General features: G+C 55.5%; 20 protein-coding genes. 6 read left to right on the top strand and 14 right to left on the bottom strand.

Features of this window, described 5'->3' with window-relative positions; translation table 11 throughout:
* Positions 1–4: 4 nt before the first annotated feature.
* The 3 genes from BW979_RS12785 to BW979_RS12775 are packed head-to-tail and all read right to left on the bottom strand — an operon-like array spanning position 5 to position 3,071.
* Positions 5–871, bottom strand: coding sequence for a carbohydrate ABC transporter permease (locus BW979_RS12785; RefSeq protein ID WP_047228552.1), 867 nt, complete (start codon positions 869–871; stop codon positions 5–7).
* A complete protein-coding gene (locus BW979_RS12780; RefSeq protein WP_047228553.1) occupies positions 868–1,977 on the bottom strand; it encodes an ABC transporter ATP-binding protein in 1,110 nt (369 codons plus the stop codon). Before BW979_RS12780 ends, BW979_RS12785 begins: the two co-directional genes overlap by 4 nt.
* Positions 1,977–3,071 carry an ABC transporter ATP-binding protein gene (locus tag BW979_RS12775; protein ID WP_047228554.1) on the bottom strand — a complete coding sequence of 365 codons (1,095 nt, stop codon included), beginning with the start codon at positions 3,069–3,071 and terminating at the stop codon, positions 1,977–1,979. The genes BW979_RS12780 and BW979_RS12775 overlap by 1 nt, the downstream gene beginning before the upstream one ends.
* 418 nt (positions 3,072–3,489) lie before the next feature.
* On the opposite strand from BW979_RS12775, the gene BW979_RS12770 reads away from it, so the two are divergent.
* Complete coding sequence (locus BW979_RS12770; protein ID WP_076383942.1) at positions 3,490–5,334, top strand: sigma-54-dependent Fis family transcriptional regulator; 1,845 nt, start codon at positions 3,490–3,492, stop codon at positions 5,332–5,334.
* A 99-nt stretch (positions 5,335–5,433) separates the two neighbouring features.
* Here BW979_RS12770 and BW979_RS12765 read toward each other — a convergent pair whose 3' ends face one another.
* Positions 5,434–5,958: an anti-virulence regulator CigR family protein gene (locus BW979_RS12765; protein WP_047228556.1), complete on the bottom strand. Its 525-nt coding sequence runs from the start codon at positions 5,956–5,958 to the stop codon at positions 5,434–5,436.
* 125 nt (positions 5,959–6,083) lie between these two features.
* Between BW979_RS12765 and BW979_RS12760 the strand changes: the two genes are divergently transcribed.
* Together BW979_RS12760 and BW979_RS12755 are read left to right on the top strand one after the other, a co-directional pair.
* Complete coding sequence (locus BW979_RS12760) at positions 6,084–7,298, top strand: MFS transporter (RefSeq protein ID WP_076383941.1); 1,215 nt, start codon at positions 6,084–6,086, stop codon at positions 7,296–7,298.
* A 204-nt stretch (positions 7,299–7,502) separates the two neighbouring features.
* On the top strand, positions 7,503–7,709 hold the full coding sequence (locus BW979_RS12755; protein WP_047228558.1) for a hypothetical protein: 207 nt from the start codon (positions 7,503–7,505) through the stop codon (positions 7,707–7,709).
* 49 nt (positions 7,710–7,758) lie between these two features.
* Here the strand turns inward: BW979_RS12755 and BW979_RS12750 are convergent, their stop codons facing one another.
* The 10 genes from BW979_RS12750 to BW979_RS12710 form a co-directional block, all read right to left on the bottom strand.
* Complete coding sequence (locus BW979_RS12750; protein WP_076383940.1) at positions 7,759–8,067, bottom strand: AzlD family protein; 309 nt, start codon at positions 8,065–8,067, stop codon at positions 7,759–7,761.
* Complete coding sequence (locus BW979_RS12745) at positions 8,064–8,774, bottom strand: AzlC family ABC transporter permease (RefSeq protein WP_047228560.1); 711 nt, start codon at positions 8,772–8,774, stop codon at positions 8,064–8,066. The genes BW979_RS12750 and BW979_RS12745 overlap by 4 nt, the downstream gene beginning before the upstream one ends.
* 161 nt (positions 8,775–8,935) lie before the next feature.
* Positions 8,936–9,304, bottom strand: coding sequence for a hypothetical protein (locus BW979_RS12740; RefSeq protein ID WP_076383939.1), 369 nt, complete (start codon positions 9,302–9,304; stop codon positions 8,936–8,938).
* Positions 9,305–9,509: 205 nt separating this feature from the next.
* Complete coding sequence (locus tag BW979_RS12735; RefSeq protein ID WP_047228562.1) at positions 9,510–9,707, bottom strand: hypothetical protein; 198 nt, start codon at positions 9,705–9,707, stop codon at positions 9,510–9,512.
* Positions 9,708–9,888: 181 nt separating this feature from the next.
* Positions 9,889–10,395 (bottom strand): AAA family ATPase, encoded by a 507-nt coding sequence (locus tag BW979_RS12730; protein ID WP_076383938.1) that lies wholly within the window; start codon positions 10,393–10,395, stop codon positions 9,889–9,891.
* A gap of 112 nt (positions 10,396–10,507) precedes the next feature.
* Positions 10,508–10,708: a hypothetical protein gene (locus BW979_RS12725; protein ID WP_007895617.1), complete on the bottom strand. Its 201-nt coding sequence runs from the start codon at positions 10,706–10,708 to the stop codon at positions 10,508–10,510.
* Positions 10,709–10,915: 207 nt separating this feature from the next.
* The gene (locus tag BW979_RS12720) at positions 10,916–11,404 is read right to left on the bottom strand and encodes a papain-like cysteine protease family protein (RefSeq protein WP_076383937.1); all 489 of its coding nucleotides are present in this window, start codon (positions 11,402–11,404) and stop codon (positions 10,916–10,918) included.
* Positions 11,405–11,805: 401 nt separating this feature from the next.
* The gene (locus tag BW979_RS27425; protein ID WP_107322247.1) at positions 11,806–11,937 is read right to left on the bottom strand and encodes a YHYH domain-containing protein; all 132 of its coding nucleotides are present in this window, start codon (positions 11,935–11,937) and stop codon (positions 11,806–11,808) included.
* Positions 11,938–12,236: 299 nt separating this feature from the next.
* Complete coding sequence (locus tag BW979_RS12715; protein ID WP_076383936.1) at positions 12,237–12,518, bottom strand: hypothetical protein; 282 nt, start codon at positions 12,516–12,518, stop codon at positions 12,237–12,239.
* A 71-nt stretch (positions 12,519–12,589) separates the two neighbouring features.
* The gene (locus BW979_RS12710; protein ID WP_047230558.1) at positions 12,590–12,913 is read right to left on the bottom strand and encodes a DUF2388 domain-containing protein; all 324 of its coding nucleotides are present in this window, start codon (positions 12,911–12,913) and stop codon (positions 12,590–12,592) included.
* A 526-nt stretch (positions 12,914–13,439) separates the two neighbouring features.
* On the opposite strand from BW979_RS12710, the gene BW979_RS12705 reads away from it, so the two are divergent.
* From BW979_RS12705 to BW979_RS27420, 3 genes are all read left to right on the top strand, one after another.
* Positions 13,440–13,727 (top strand): antitoxin, encoded by a 288-nt coding sequence (locus BW979_RS12705; RefSeq protein ID WP_076383935.1) that lies wholly within the window; start codon positions 13,440–13,442, stop codon positions 13,725–13,727.
* A 252-nt stretch (positions 13,728–13,979) separates the two neighbouring features.
* Positions 13,980–14,936: a tyrosine-type recombinase/integrase gene (locus BW979_RS12695; RefSeq protein ID WP_076383934.1), complete on the top strand. Its 957-nt coding sequence runs from the start codon at positions 13,980–13,982 to the stop codon at positions 14,934–14,936.
* Positions 14,937–15,333: 397 nt separating this feature from the next.
* On the top strand, positions 15,334–15,576 hold the full coding sequence (locus BW979_RS27420) for a hypothetical protein (protein ID WP_156893497.1): 243 nt from the start codon (positions 15,334–15,336) through the stop codon (positions 15,574–15,576).
* Positions 15,577–15,615 lie beyond the last annotated feature (39 nt).

Below are 15,615 nucleotides of genomic sequence, written 5' to 3'. Positions count from 1 at the left end.
GGCCTCAACGGTTGGCGTCGGAATGAGTCATGGCCGTATAGAACAGCCACGACACCAACAGAATGATCAGGAAGTACACCAGGGAAAACGCAGCCGCCGGGCCCAGGTCGAATTGACCGATGGCCATCTGAGTCAGGGTCTGGCTCAGGAACGTGGTGGCGTTACCCGGCCCGCCGCCGGTGAGCACGAACGGCTCGGTATAGATCATGAAGCTGTCCATGAAACGCAGCATCACCGCGATCAGCAGCACGCTCTTCATTTTCGGCAACTGAATATGCCGGAACACCGCCCAGTTGGAGGCTCGGTCAATTCGCGCGGCCTGGTAATACACGTCCGGAATCGCCCGCAACCCGGAATAGCAGAGCAGCGCCACCAGGGACGTCCAATGCCAGACGTCCATCACCAATACCGTGACCCAGGCGTCCATGGTGTTGGCCGCATAGTTGTAGTTGATGCCCATGGCGTTGAGCGTGGAACCCATCAGGCCGATGTCGGCGCGGCCGAAAATCTGCCAGATGGTGCCCACCACGTTCCATGGAATCAGCAGCGGAATCGCCAGGATGATCAACACCAGGGACGACCATTTGCCCTTGGTCGGCATGGTCAGGGCGATGGCGATGCCCAACGGAATCTCGATCAGCAGTACGCACGCCGAATAGATGAACTGGCGCAGCAACGAGTCGTGCAGCCGCGGATCGAGCAGCACCTGCCTGTACCAATCGGCACCGACGAAATAACGACTGGACTGGTCGAAGATATCCTGCACCGAATAGTTGACCACGGTCATCATCGGGATCACCGCACTGAACGCCACCAGCAGGAACACCGGCAACACCAGCCACCAGGCCTTGTTGTTCTGCACCTTGTTCATGGCTGCACCTCGCTCAACGGTTCCAGCAAGTATTCATCGGCATACACCATCAGCCATTGGCCCGGAAAGCTGATGTACGCAGTGCCTTCGGGCACCGGTTTGTCTTCGGCCAAGCGCACCTTGATCGGCGCGCCATCGAGGTTGAGGGTGAGGATCTTGTAGGTGCCCAGGTCCTCGACGTGGACCACATCGGCCCGCATCGCATCGTCGTAAGGCCCGTCCCAGACATGGACAAATTCAGGACGAATACCGACCTTCAGGCTTTTGCCTTCGGCCTGGGCAATACCGCGTTGCAACGTTTCGGACAGCGGAAAGTGGGTGGAAGCGAAACCGACGCCGCCGGGTTGTGCCGTGACCTCGATCAGGTTCATCCCCGGGCTGCCGATGAAATAGCCGACAAAGGTGTGGCTCGGACGCTCGAACAACTCCCGAGGCGTACCGAACTGCACGATCTGACCGCCATACATCACCGCGATCTTGTCGGCGAAGGTAGAAGCTTCCAACTGGTCGTGAGTGACGTAGACCATGGTGATATTGAACTGCTCGTGGATCTGCTTGAGCTTGCGCCGCAGTTTCCATTTCAGGTGCGGGTCGATCACCGTCAGCGGTTCATCGAAGAGGATCGCCGACACATCGTCGCGCACCAGCCCGCGCCCCATGGAGACCTTCTGTTTTTCGTCGGCGGTGAGGTTGCGGGCTTTTTTATCCAGCAGGTTCTGCAGGTCCAGGACTTCGGCGATTTCCTGCACCTTGGTGTGGATTTTCGCCTCCGCCATGCCCTGGTTACGCAGCGGGAAGGCCAAGTTGTCGAACACCGTCATGGTGTCGTACACCACCGGAAACTGGAACACCTGGGCAATGTTGCGACGCTCCGGGGTCAGGTCGTTGACGACTTTGCTGTCGAACATCACTTGGCCTTCAGAGGGGCTCAGCAGTCCGGAAATGATATTGAGCAAGGTGGATTTGCCGCAGCCCGATGGACCGAGCAACGCATAGGCGCCGCCCTGCTCCCAGATGTGGTTCATCTCGCGGATCGCGTAATCCTCTGGGCCCGCTGGGGTGCTGGTGTAGCTGTGGGCGAGGTTCTGCAAACGAATTTCAGCCATCAGGCAACCCTCGCAATACGCTGGCCTGGGGCTTGGACCAGCTTGCCCTGGGCATCGAAGACAAACAGTTTGTGGGTCGGAATGTAGATGCGGATCGGCTCATCCACGTCGTATTCATGGACGCCGGACAAGTGCAGCACCAGCAGGAAATGCTCGTTGCGCACGTGCAGGAATGTCTCCGAACCGCTGATCTCGGCCACCTCGACGGTCACCGCCAGTTCCAGGTCGTCGTCGTTGCTCGGCACCAGGGAAATATGACTGGGCCGCACACCGAAGCGGAACTCACCCTCGCCCACCGGCCGCAGATCGACGTTCAGCGGAAAGTGCACGAAATTGGCGAAACTTACTTCATTGCCGGCGATGCGGCCCGGCATGAGATTGATCGGTGGCTCGGAGAACAGCTCGGCGGCCAGTACGGTTTGCGGCTGGTGATACACCGAGGCCGACTTGCCGCTCTGGATCACCCGGCCCTCATGCAGAATCGTCGTGGTGCCGCCCAAAGCCAGGGCTTCGTTGGGTTCGGTGGTGGCGTAGACGGCAATGGTGTGGCGGGCCTGGAACAGTTCGCGCATTTCCTGGCGAAGTTCCTCACGCAGCTTGTAGTCCAGGTTCACCAGGGGCTCGTCGAACAGGATCAGTTCGGCGTCCTTGACCAGCGCCCGGGCCATGGCGGTGCGCTGCTGTTGGCCACCGGACAGCTCCAGCGGGTGACGCTGCAGGAACTTCTCAATGCGCAGCATCTTCGCGGTTTCCAGCACCTTGCTCTGGATCACCTCGTTGGACACACCGGCCTGGCGCAGCGGCGAGGCGATGTTTTCGAACACCGTCATGGTCGGGTAGTTGATGAACTGTTGATAGACCATCGACACGTTGCGCAGGCGCACCGGGCGCTGGGTGACATCGACGCCGTTCATCAGGATGCGACCGCTGTCGGGCTTGTCCAGACCGGCCATCAGGCGCATGAGGCTGGTCTTGCCGGACAGCGTGCGGCCCAGCAGAACGTTGAACGATCCGGGTTCGAAACTAAGGTTGGCATCGTCGATCCAGGTCTGGCCTTCGACGGTGCGACAAATGTGCTCAAGCGTTAATGACATGGCTCGGCCTTTTTATTATTTGGAGTCAAGCGACCCGAGTCTAAAAGCGAAAGCCGTGCCAGAAATCACAAGCTCATGATCCTGTTGATTTTTTCTCTTATCCTTCAGAAAAGAACGTTCGTTGATGAACGAAAATGAACAACCTGACTGAACAACTGAACAGATTACTGGTTGACAATGAACAATTTTGAACAACACTGAATAAAGGTTTTCGGCCGGCCTGACTTCGATCCTGTGGGAGCGAGCCTGCTCGCGATAGCTTTGTGTCAGGCACATCAATGCTACTGATCAAACGCTATCGCGAGCAGGCTCGCTCCCACAGGTTTCGTGTATCAAGTGACATTCAGGCATGCCCCAGCACAAGGAGGATGTGCGAGACTTATCACAACAATAAAAACAACATCTGCGAGAGTGCCCCATGGCCGCACCTGCTCCAGCCTTGTCCCACGAAGCCATCATCCAGGCCTCCTGGTCCCGCTGCCGCGCCTTTGGCCTGAATCACCAGAGTGTGCCTGCCTTCGATCAATTGCCCGCCGAAGGCATTGCCCAGTTGCTGGAAAGCCAGCATTCGCTGGTGCAGACCACCCACCAGGAAGTCCTGCCGTATTACGAGAATATCCTGAGCAACTCCAATTGCCTGATCATGCTGGCCGACAACCAGGGCCAGGTGCTGACCTCGTGGGGGACCCAGCGCTTTATCGAACCGAAACTGGCCCATGGTTTCAGCGCCGGGGCGAGCTGGATGGAGCGCTGCAGCGGCACCAATGCCATCGGCACCGCCCTGGCCTGTGAACAGGCGGTGCACATCGAACACGATGAACACTTCCTCAAGGCCAACCGCTTCATGACCGGCTCCGCCGCGCCGATCTTCGACGCCGAGCGCAAGGTCATCGCAGTGCTGGACGTTTCCAGCGACAGCTACCTGCCGCCCTCCCACACCCTGGGCATGGTCAAGATGATGAGCCAGACCGTGGAAAACCGGCTGATCCTCAACCTGTTTCGCGGTGAGCATTTCCAACTGACCTTCAACACCGGATTGAACAACCTCGACAGCCAATGGGCCGGGCTGCTGATTTTCGATGAAACCGGCCAGGTGCTTTCCGCCAACCGCCGCGCCGACAATCTGCTGGGCCTGCGCCTGTCACGGGTGAGCATCGAAAGCCTGTTCAAGGTTTCGCTGCTGGAGCTGCTGAACCAGCCCGACGGCCTGCCGTTCGCCCTGCAAGCGTCGGGGAGCAATCGCTTCCAGTGTTTGCTCAGACGCCCGCAACAGGTGATGGTCAAGGCCCGGGTCTTCAGCGAGCCAGCGCCCTCGTCCGCCCCCGCCGCGAACGTGATCAGCCTCAATACCCTGCACTTCGGCGACAGCCGCGTGGAAAAAGCCGTACGCCAGGCCGAGCGCTTGCTGGAGAAGGACATTCCACTGCTGATCCACGGCGAAACCGGGGTCGGCAAGGAAGTGTTCGTCAAAGCCCTTCACCAGGCCAGCTCCCGCAGCAAGCAGCCGTTCATTGCGGTCAACTGCGCGGCGATTCCCGCCGAGCTGGTGGAATCGGAACTGTTCGGTTATGAAAAAGGCGCCTTCACCGGCGCCAATCAAAAAGGCAGTATCGGCCTGATCCGCAAGGCCGACCGCGGCACCCTGTTCCTCGATGAGATCGGTGACATGCCCCTCCCGACCCAGGCCCGATTGCTGCGAGTGTTGCAGGAGCGTTGCGTGCAACCGGTGGGCAGCGCCGAGCTGTTCCCGGTGGACATTCGCATCATCTCCGCCACCAACCGCTCGTTGCGCGAACAGGTGCAACTGGGCCGGTTCCGCGAAGACCTGTACTACCGCATCGGCGGCCTGACCCTGGAACTGCCGCCCCTGCGCGAACGCAATGACAAACAGGCCCTGTTCAAACGTCTTTGGGAACACCACCGCGAACCCACACAATGGGCCGGCCTGAGCCGCGAAGTGCTGGATCTGTTCGAACGCCATCCATGGCCAGGCAACCTGCGCCAGGTCAGCAGCGTGCTGCAAGTGGCCCTGGCGATGGCCGAAGAGCAGCCGATCCGCCCGGAACATCTGCCAGACGACTTCTTCATTGATCTTGAAATGGAGCCGGTGGAAACACCGGAGCCGCTGATGGTCGACCTGAACGATGTCGAGGACCTGAACCGCCAGTTGCAGGCGGTGGGCGGGAACATTTCGCACCTGGCGCGGCGGCTGGGGGTCAGCCGCAACACCTTGTACAAGCGCCTGCGACAACTTGAAAGCTGATGCAAAACCTGTGGGAGCGGGCTTGCTCACTCCCACAGGCGATTCGCTTAACTGACTGGCATCACTCCGAATGAGGCTGCTGTTTATTCCATTGGCGCTTTAGTCGAACGCACCGTTCAGCACTTCATAGATGATGCCGGTGGCAATCGCCACCAGAATCAGGTCCGTGCCCACCTGCTGCCATTCGTACCCGTCATAGTGCGGCAGGCGCCCCAACAAACGCCCATCCAGCTTCTTGGCAATACCCGGTGGCAACGGCTTGCCTCGGGCGAGGTTTTTCTGGATACCCGGCGGCAGTGGCGGACCGGGGCTCCAATAATCACGGTGACCGCTCACCAGGCCGAGAATGCCGCCGCGGTCGATGCTGGGGCCGTTGTGCCAATCGCCACCACCCCCCGATGGATTGCCCTTGCCGCCCTGGTTACCTTTGCCGCCCTGATTGCTACCTGGGTTGCCTTGACCGCCCTTGTTGCCCTGCCCGCCTTTGTTTCCTTGTCCTTGACCCTGGCCTTGATCGAATTTGGCGTTCCCTTTGTCGTTACCCGGGTTCGCCACTACAGCGGTAGAACCCGCCACGAGGGCGAAGCAGGTAACCGCAACAATCAACGAGCGCGATTTGAACATGGTGGTTCTCACTGAAAAGGGAACATCCCTGTGAATATAGAGGCTAACAGTGATATTAGTTCCATATCATACTGCGCGCTGACAGCAAGGCCCGATACCGTACAACGACGTTTTCAAGGAGCTCCATGCGCAAGGATTACCTGGCCTTTTTCGTTTCAATGTTCCTCTCACGGCTGGCCGACCAGATACTGCTGTTCATCGTCCCGCTGATTGTTTTCCAGACCACCCAAAGCGTCTCCTGGGCGGGCCTGGCTTTCTTCGTCGAATCCCTGCCACGCTTTCTATCGTTCCCGATCTGCGGGGCGCTGTGCGACAAGTTCTCGCCCATTCGAATCCTGCACATCAGCCAGGTTTATCGCGCCGTGATGTGCATCGCCGCCGTGGTGCTCTTCATGATTTTTGGCGGCATTTATTGGATCGTCGCCCTCTCGGCGGTCTGCGGTGTATTGACCACCCAGGGCATCATGGCTCGCGAGGTGGTGATGCCCTACATCTTCAAGCATTACACCTACACCAAGACCTTGTCGTACTCGCAGATCGCCGACCAGACCGGGCTGGTGCTAGGCCCGCTGATCGCCGCGCTGATGCTGGAGGTATGGGCCTGGCACTGGGTGGTGCTGGCGATTGCCGTACTGTTCCTGCTGGCGGACCTGGCGATGCTGTTCTGGCAGCGGACCAGCGCGGTGACGCTGGAAACCTTCGAACAACATCACGACGTCTGGCTGAACCCGCTGCGCATTGCCTTCGGTCACATCCGCAACCTGGCCGAGCTGAAAAAAATCATCGGCCTGGCCGTAGGGGTCAACCTGATCATCGGCGTCACCCTCGCCACCTCGGCGGCCATGGTGATCGGCGAGTACAGCGCCGGCAAGGACTACTACGCCTGGTTACAGGCAGCCGGGGCCGTGACCACCATCATCATTCTGTTCTTCCTGGCGCGGGTGACCTTGCCCTTGAGAGTCTTGGGCAGCATGTCTTACACGCTGATCGCCGCCGGCGCCTTCATCACAGCACTCAGCCCGACAGTATGGGGTTACATCGTCGGATTTCTGCTGATCGTCGGCTTCGACAAGATGTTCAACGTCTACATGCGCAGCATTCGCCAGCAGGTCATTCCAGCCAGGGATTTTGGCAAGACTGTCGGCGTCATTACCCTGCTCAACAACCTGTCACAGCCCTTGGCGGGGCTGTTGGTCGCGCTGCTGGCAGCGCCCGTCGGAACGCAGCAGGTGATCCTGCTGCTGGCGCTTGCCACCAGCCTGATCGGCATCACCGTGGTCGCGTTCTTCAGCAAGACGGCAGGCATGCCGGCCGGCTATGGCGCCGACACAGACGCTTGAGAAGTCCCCCGCGTCTTTAAATATTCATCTGTGGGCGGTTAGAGTTTCCCGGTGCCCACCATTCGTCGCTAATGGAAGGTGACGCGCATTTCGCCGCCACGTCTGGCTCAGGGTTTGCACCGACTTGTCATGGCAGCCCCAGGGCGACGTAACCCTGACGCGGCGGCCGTCTTATCACTGCTGGTCAGTCACCGGAGATGTACCGTGTCAACTCTCAATGAAATCGCAGCGAACCACGCGAGAATGGCAAAGGCAAAGGAAGAAGAGTCGATACGGCTACGTGCACTTCACAGTCAAATAGTCGGTAGTTTTGACATTGCGCCGGTCGAGGCGAAACAGAAGATGCCACTGCACTTCATGGCCGGCGTTCAGGACCACTCGTTTGGGGAGGCATTGGCCCTGAACTTCTGACCTGTGTTACTTGGAATTCATCGCCCGCTTGTGAGCGGGCGACATGGTTTCAGAACTGCCTGACCAAAGCGGCTGCAAGTATCCCGGCCGCAATCGCCGGCAGAGGTTTCTTCACGATCACCATGATGATTGCGGTGCTCAGCAAAGCCAGGCGCGCGCCGTTGTCACCCTCGATCGCCAACGGGGCAAGCACGGCCACCAATACCGAGCCGGACATTGCCGTGATGAATTGCTGCACCCGATAGTTGATCGGCACGAACGACATCACGAAAACACCGCCCCAGCGGGTCGCCAACGTCACGATGGCCATGATCAGGATGATCATCAGGGTGCCATGGCCCGCCGTGTCGATATTCATTGTTTTTTCTCCATCCACAACGCGCCCAGAATACCTCCCGCCAAAGCCCCCACCACGACATGACTGTTAGCCGGCAGATACCAGTAGGCCAACAGCGATGAACAGGCCGCCACCGTCCAGATGATGAGCATGCGCAGGTTCTTCTTCCCGCCCACGACCATCGCCAACAGGAAACACCCCATCACCATGTCGAGCCCGAAACTGACCGGGTCTTCAATGGCGCTGCCAAAGTGCAGCCCCAGCCAACTGCCCAGGATCCAGGCGACCCAGAGCGCGATGCCACCGCCAAATAAAAGCCCCAGCCCAGGTTTTCCACGGCTGAACGCTTGCATCGCCATGGCCCAGTTGGCGTCCGAGACCACCAGCATCACCCCATAACGCTTGGCAACCGGCAGCTCCCGTAGCCATGGGTAGAGCGTGGCGCCCATCAACAGGTGCCGGGCGTTGATGGCAAAGACGGTGATCATCAACGGAACGACCGGGACCTGTTGGCCCCACAGATCCAGCGCAGCAAATTGAGAAGCGCCGGCGAATACCAGCGTGCTCATGAGCACGGCTGAAACATCACTCAACCCCGACTGCGCTGCGGCCAGGCCAAAGGCGACGCCGAATACAACGACGAACAGAGAAATGGGGAGCAGCTGTTTGAAGCCGTCGTAGATGTGATGGAGCTTTAGTTCATGCAGACGAGATTCTACGTTCGACAAGAGATGGCCTCTTAAAATATTTGCTGCGTCACTTGAACAACCCAGGGCCGCAAGACAGGAACCGTGTCAGCAAAGAAGTCATTGGGAGCCCTACGATTCAATGTAGGGCTTCCTTTAGCCATTCTCGTCAGTTATCACTGCGAGCGCACTGAACTGCTGACTTACTCAACCGCCGACCGGCTGTTACGCCAGAACAGGTACGCCAGCCCCACCGGCGCTATGAAAATCGCCAACGACCAGCACATCGCCATGGTGAAAACCTTCACCATCAGCATGAACAGCGCATTCACGAAAAAAACGTTGTTACCCATGATGTAGCCAACAACGCTTTCGTAGACGAACCGAGAATACGGATAGAGCAATGAGTTGATGACCGCCAACACAATCAGCCCAGGCTTGGCACCGATTCCTCCAGGGCCATTGGCCGCCAAAGAGATGATCATCACAGCGAACACCAGCCCAAAAAGGAACTGACGGATGTAATAGCTGGTAGTAAGACCCCCAAAGGTCTTGGCGAAAAATGAGTGCATAGAAGATCCCTCTTGAACGCTGATTTAAACGAGGCGCCACCATACCAGCATCATTTTTTCGCGCAAGATCAAGCAGATCCCCGGATTGATGTCAGCGCAAGCGGTAGACAATCGGACCGAGTCCTTGCTTTTAGAAACTGAGACCTACAAAAAGCGGGCGACTCATAAGTCGCCCGCTTTTTACATAAATCAGCAAGGACAAAAGCTAAGCGTCGGGATGCTCACTGGCCACCGAATCGGCGGCCTCCACATCAGACATATCCTCCTCGACAGGAGCCTCATCATCCGCCGGCAATGGAACCTCGGGGCCGTCCTTCTTGGGATCGTGGCCTGTTTCATTATCCGTGCCACGGGTTACGTCCTGCTGGGATTTGTTCCCAGGGGCATTCTCGTCGATTTCCATGTTGGCTCTCCGTTCTGACGCGAGGGATTTCCACGCTTAAACATCAGAGATGTCTGGGCAACTGCAAGTGCCGGGCAATGGATGAACGGCAGGTACAGAAAAAACGGAGTTTGAATCGGTGGATTCAGGGGATGTTGGCGCTGGACACGGAGTTCTGAGTGGACTGCGCCGCGCGCCGACGTTACTCACGGGACAGGAATCGGTCGATGATCATCGAGACCGCTTGCACGGGAGAGACCAAGGCTGTGTCTATGCAAAACGAAGCTTCCTCCCATGGCTCATATTCATGATCCAGTACCGATTGCCAGGTTGGTGGAGTCAGCCCTGGAACATCAACCATCCTTGTTTCGACCCGGCGTCGATGTTCATCTTTATCGGAACAGACCACTTGGATATTTGCTAATCGGACACTGGCCTGTGAGGCGATTTCGCTCCACGCGATCCGGCTTTCGAGGACGGGATTGACACAATCAACAATGACCGTGCGGCCCAAACGAAGATTACTCCGCGCAAGCTCATTGGCGACCATGTAACCACTGCGCCCCACATCTTGCGCAAGAGCGCCCGAGTTTCGAATCGCCTGCTCAATAGTATCGATCCGCAGGTACATGGCGCCTGTTGTCGCGGCGAGATCATTGGCGATAGTCGTTTTTCCGGTGCCGGGAAGGCCGCTGAAGACGATGAGCATTCCATATCCTTCGATTAATGCGTCAGGTAGAAAACCGCGGCCCGACCACAATTTGGACCGTTGGAATCGTCCCGTTTCATATTGTGGGAGGTATCCCATTTTCCTTCACGCCTCAATGAAGAACCCTGCGGCTCTCCCCAATCCTGATTCTATCGAGCGCCCGGTTTAAAGCATCCAAGGCATCGAGCAGAGCTTTGGCCTCAGCTTCCCGACCATCACCCCAGAGGCGTTCAGCCATTTTGTTCAGTGCCTGGATAGAGCGTTCAATGTCAGCAGCCGTCGCTGCTTTGCTTTCCTGATGTTTCTTTGGCATTGGTTAACCCTTCCTCAGGGCGTGTTGCATCAGCTTCAGTGCGAATACTTCGCCAACCGGAACACCTGCTTCAAAATGGAGAACTGCCGCTCCTACCTCTTGGCGAAGGAGAGAGAACTGGAGGGCCAGACCACAATTCTTCGTCTCTGATCACCCACCTGTCTCAAATCGTGACCTGCCCCGTTATTCGCTTTAATTACGAAAGAATCAATCTTTTGCAACAACTAATGTTTGCTGAGTACCCCATGCCAAAAAATATCCTAGGGCACACGTCTCAATAACGCCCAACCAAGGGTCATAATAATCGATTGTATTAGCAGAATCATCATATCCCAATACGACCACGTAGTGAGATTCAACAAATACCAAGAATCCTGAATATTGGCTTGCATACTGCAAAATAGGCTCCAGCTTTGCATAAGCTTTAAGCTCTCTTGCCCCATGCACAAGTCCAGTTTCCTTTGAAAAGTGATAGGTATTGTAATATTTGGCCAGCTCTTCTAACTGATGAAAAGTTATCCCGTCGTGAACCCATTCAGGATAAAAACCAATTACAGCCTGCTCCGAGACCTGAACATCATTTAATCGCATAAGCACTGAAAAGCTCGCAGCCCAGCAACTATGACTCACCTTTTGTATCTCAAGCTTAGGAAAAATAGAAAAAAACTTTTCTCGAGTGACACCTTCATATGCCATATGAACTCCCTTTCATTGGAAAGCCAATCGATCAATCCATACGTTAAACGTAATTGCCCAACTATTTACTTGTAGTTGATCAATGCACATTTTTCCACAATCTCGAGGATTCCTATACCGGAGGCAGGATGCACGCACAATTCTTGAAAACTGACAGCGGTCGCGGTCAACTCGCGGGTCCCGTCTTCCGCCTGGTTTCCGAAAACTTAACGGCAGCCAGTTTTTTCCCGAACCAACCAAAACAAAGGGCTTTAAGCGCGGCGAAATATATCTGTCCCCCCTTTTCCAATTGGCCTCGTCTTTCCTGCCCGGCTTCCGACATTCGCGCGACAGACGGGATCAGATCGAAGCCCGTCCACTTGAGAAGACCGCAGCCTCTTCAGATCCCGGTGCTGTTCGGGTCAATGGCAGTGGCGTGTTCCAGCTTTCTTGTCGTTATGACAGCCCTGCTTGTCCGTACGGCCACCATGAGCAATTGCGGATACAGAGGTGACTGCAATAATTGCTGCCAGTACTAGGGTGATGATTTTCATGGTCCACTTCCTGTGATTGCGAGTTCCTGGGTTGTGCCGATTTGGCTGACCGACGCGAGTAGATCGTGGGGCCTATATCTCCCCGCCTCGTCAGGCGATTCATACATGCTGAATGCATAGAATTTAGCACCATTACTTCGCCACTACGAGTCGCATAAAAGGGGCTTGGCCATTGCCATAGGGGCGGGGGTAAAACTGGGAAAAGGCCACGGTTTTGGGGCCTCTTGTAATCGGCCCGATTCATAATCGTGGTATGTCCCGTTTCCTCCACCTCACAGCTGGGGTTCAGGAGAAAGCCGTTACCGTCGAGGGCAGCCTATCTTGAATGTCCGAATGGATAACGCCTCGTTACGCGCATCTTTTTCGTTCTGAGCCTTCATGGTGAAGCTACCGTCTTGGTAGCTGCGAGCCATAGCTTGGTTATTCTTATCGATTTCATCGTAGATGCGAGCACACTCGCTGGTCGTTGCTTCAGGAGTCGTCGGCACTGGCGCGTTTTCTATGTCCAGAACGTACTGGGATTTCTGATAGGCACAGCCGGTAAGAGCGAAGATAGCGAAAATTGTGATGACTTTATTCATGAGATTTCCATATCGTTAGTGAAACCAGGTCCGCTTTAGTAAACAACTGTGCAGCTCTTCCCAATCTTTCTTCAATAGGACGTCGCGATTGCCTGAGCAAGTTGCATATCAGACATCAGAGGTGACGTGTAGGTCGCGCGGTAATATCGGCAAGCCTGTTCGAACTGTGCACCGCGGATCTCGCCATCTGAACCCATAAACGCGAGCGCATCAGCCTTGGCGGGCTTGAAGTTCTTTGTAGCCTGCAGAGAGAGCCCGGTCGTTCCTGCAAGAAGGAAGGTAGGTGCCAGCGTTATCATCATCATCGAGTTTTGATACGAGCCCTTATCTTCCGCTACCGCTTGAGCGCTGATCGACACCATGATGGCGACGGCCACAGTCATCCATGAATCCATTCTTTGATGCTTCCATTTCGATCTAGGGGCACCACGATAGCAGAGTAGGTACTCACCACAAACAAGAAGCTCGGCGCTGGGCCGGGCGAAGGGCTGAAAGGGGACGGGCTAAAAGGGGATAGATTTATTTTCTAGCCGGCTGCCAGTTGATCCAAGCGAATCCATTCGATGAAAACTCTCAGCGCAGCGAAGTAAAAATAAATCTGTCCCCTTTTCTACTGCGGATTGATGTCAGCGCAAGCGGTAGACAATCGGACCGAGTCCTTGCTTTTAGAAACTGAGACCTACAAAAAGCGGGCGACTCATAAGTCGCCCGCTTTTGACATAAATCAGCAAGGATGAAAACTAAGCGTCGGGATGCTCACTGGTGAAGAAGGTAGCGGAGCAAATACGCCAGCGGCATACGCACGACGGACTGATCGATGTCCCGTGGTTTGACTGGACTTGGGCCTCGCATGGAGATTCTGGGCAGTGGTCACTCCAGAATAAAAAGACCAGAATAAAGACCTATTCAGGAGTCATATCCATGCAAAATATTCTTGCCGATGTGGCCGTCAGCGTATCTGAACTCATGAAGAACCCATCTTCCGCCTTGAGCAGCACCAATGGCTTACCTGTGGCCGTGCTGAACCACAACCGCGTTGTGGGCTACATGGTCCCGGCGAATGTCTATGAGGCGATGGTCGAGCGCCTGGACGAACTGGAACTCGTACACCTGGTCAAGGCACGTCTCGACGCCAACGAAACACCTGTTCGAGTATCTCTCGACGATCTGATTGGCGAGGCCGAAGCAGATATCGCCAATGGCCGTTGAGTAGCGAAAAAGCCCGCGTATCGGCTATCAGTGGCTTCCACTATAACAAGCCTCCCCAAACCCCAGACGCAAAAAAGGGCCAACCTCTCGGTTGACCCTTCTAGACCGCCCAGCAGAGCGGATTTTGTTTGGTAGGCGCGATTGGACTCGAACCAACGACCCCCACCATGTCAAGGTCTGCTAGGAGCGAGCTCCGAGCCCTGCTGCTCTTGGATTTCTCAGAACGCCCATTCACATCATGAGGCGTCAAAAATGGCTAACTTTCGCTTACTCCCATCCGGCAACTGGAACGCTCAGGTACGGGTTAAAGGTAAATCCCCCCAGTCAAAAACCTTCAGCACGAAAGCCGAAGCAGAACTATGGGCGAGACAGATCGAAGCCGTGACGGCGGATCGCAAGCATCACACTATATATACGCTGGGCATGACCTACTGCGAAACCATGCTCAAGGGCAAAAGCAGCTACGATCACGCACTGAAAATCGTGGAGCATCTGGGCAGACACTTCACCCAGCCCATTCACGAAATCACGCCTCAGATGATCAACGACTTCAAGATCATGCGACTGAAGAAAGTGAAGCCATCGACGTGCAGGACGCAGCTTGCATTCATGTCACGTTTCTACAGGTTCGCTAAACGCGGATTGCTGATCAACATTCACAACCCTGTGAGTGATATCGCCCTACCGAAGCCAGACCGATCTTCTGACAAGGTGATCCGAGCGAGCGAGCTTGAGCGACTATTGGCGAAGCTCTCACCCACCATGAAGCTCATCGTTGAACTGGCTTATGAGACTGCCATGAGACGATCCGAAATTCTGAAGCTGACAAAAGACTGCCTCCACCTCAAGGACCGTATCGCTGATGTTATCGACGGGAAGAATGGTACACGGTCAGTTCCCCTCACCCACCGTGCGGTAGAGATTCTTGAACTCGCCCAACTTTGTGCCATTGTGGCACGCCACCCAAACGGTCAAGTGTTTACCGTTACACCGCACGCCGTTACTCAAGCCGTGCGCTTGGCACGTGTGAAGGCCGGCTTAGACAGCAGTGTCAGGCTACATCAACTCAGGCACACCAGAATCACCAACGTCGCAAAGAAAGGCTTCAACAATGCTCAGATCATGATTGTGTCAGGGCATAGAGATACACGATCCGTGGCGCGATACTCCCACCTCAATGTTAGGGACGTGCTGCACCTGATCGACTGATCAAACAGGGCGGGCAGCCATGATGAGATAGGAGTTGGCTGCCTCTCCCCGGTGTTTACGGCAGCCGTATCCCGATAAAAGCTATGGTCGAAGCATTGGGACACCTTTCGCTGCCAAGCGACATCAACTCAACTTTTACACTGAAAGATAGTTGAAGAAAGCGCTTGACAAAGTTTCTCAACGCATTGACAAAAGTGCGCTTGTTAGTGTAAAATGGTACGTATAAGGAGAGAGGAAACACCGCCTATCTGAGCACCATTTATCAAGCTTAGCCATTTCCTTACCCCCTAATTAAAAAATGTCTTACTCAACGGTTAGACCTTTTTTAATGTCTCGAAAACAGACTAATTAACAGACACCAATCCTTTATTACCACCAATCCAATGGAGGGTCTATTATGCCCAAAACAAAACAATGCTCCAGTTGTGGAACAACGCTAGCCAATAAAAGGAGTCACGCCCGTACTTGCTCAAATACTTGCCGCTGGCGAGTATGGTATGCAAAACAATCAGCAATGATTTCAGTTAAGTTGATGTTTAGCGTCACGAGATATGAATTTATTAAAGGCAATGCTGAAGCTGTTGGTGTGTCGGTAAGTGATTATCTACAGGCTCAAGCAATTGCAGAATGTAAGCAATGAGAGTGCAATTGAACGACAGGGCGGTCGCACAGCTTGAGT

This window comes from Pseudomonas sp. A214, assembly GCF_900156295.1.
Classification (GTDB): domain Bacteria; phylum Pseudomonadota; class Gammaproteobacteria; order Pseudomonadales; family Pseudomonadaceae; genus Aquipseudomonas; species Aquipseudomonas rhizophila.
The sequence above is the reverse complement of the archived record's forward strand: the minus strand, read 5'-3'. Positions and strand labels throughout refer to the sequence as shown.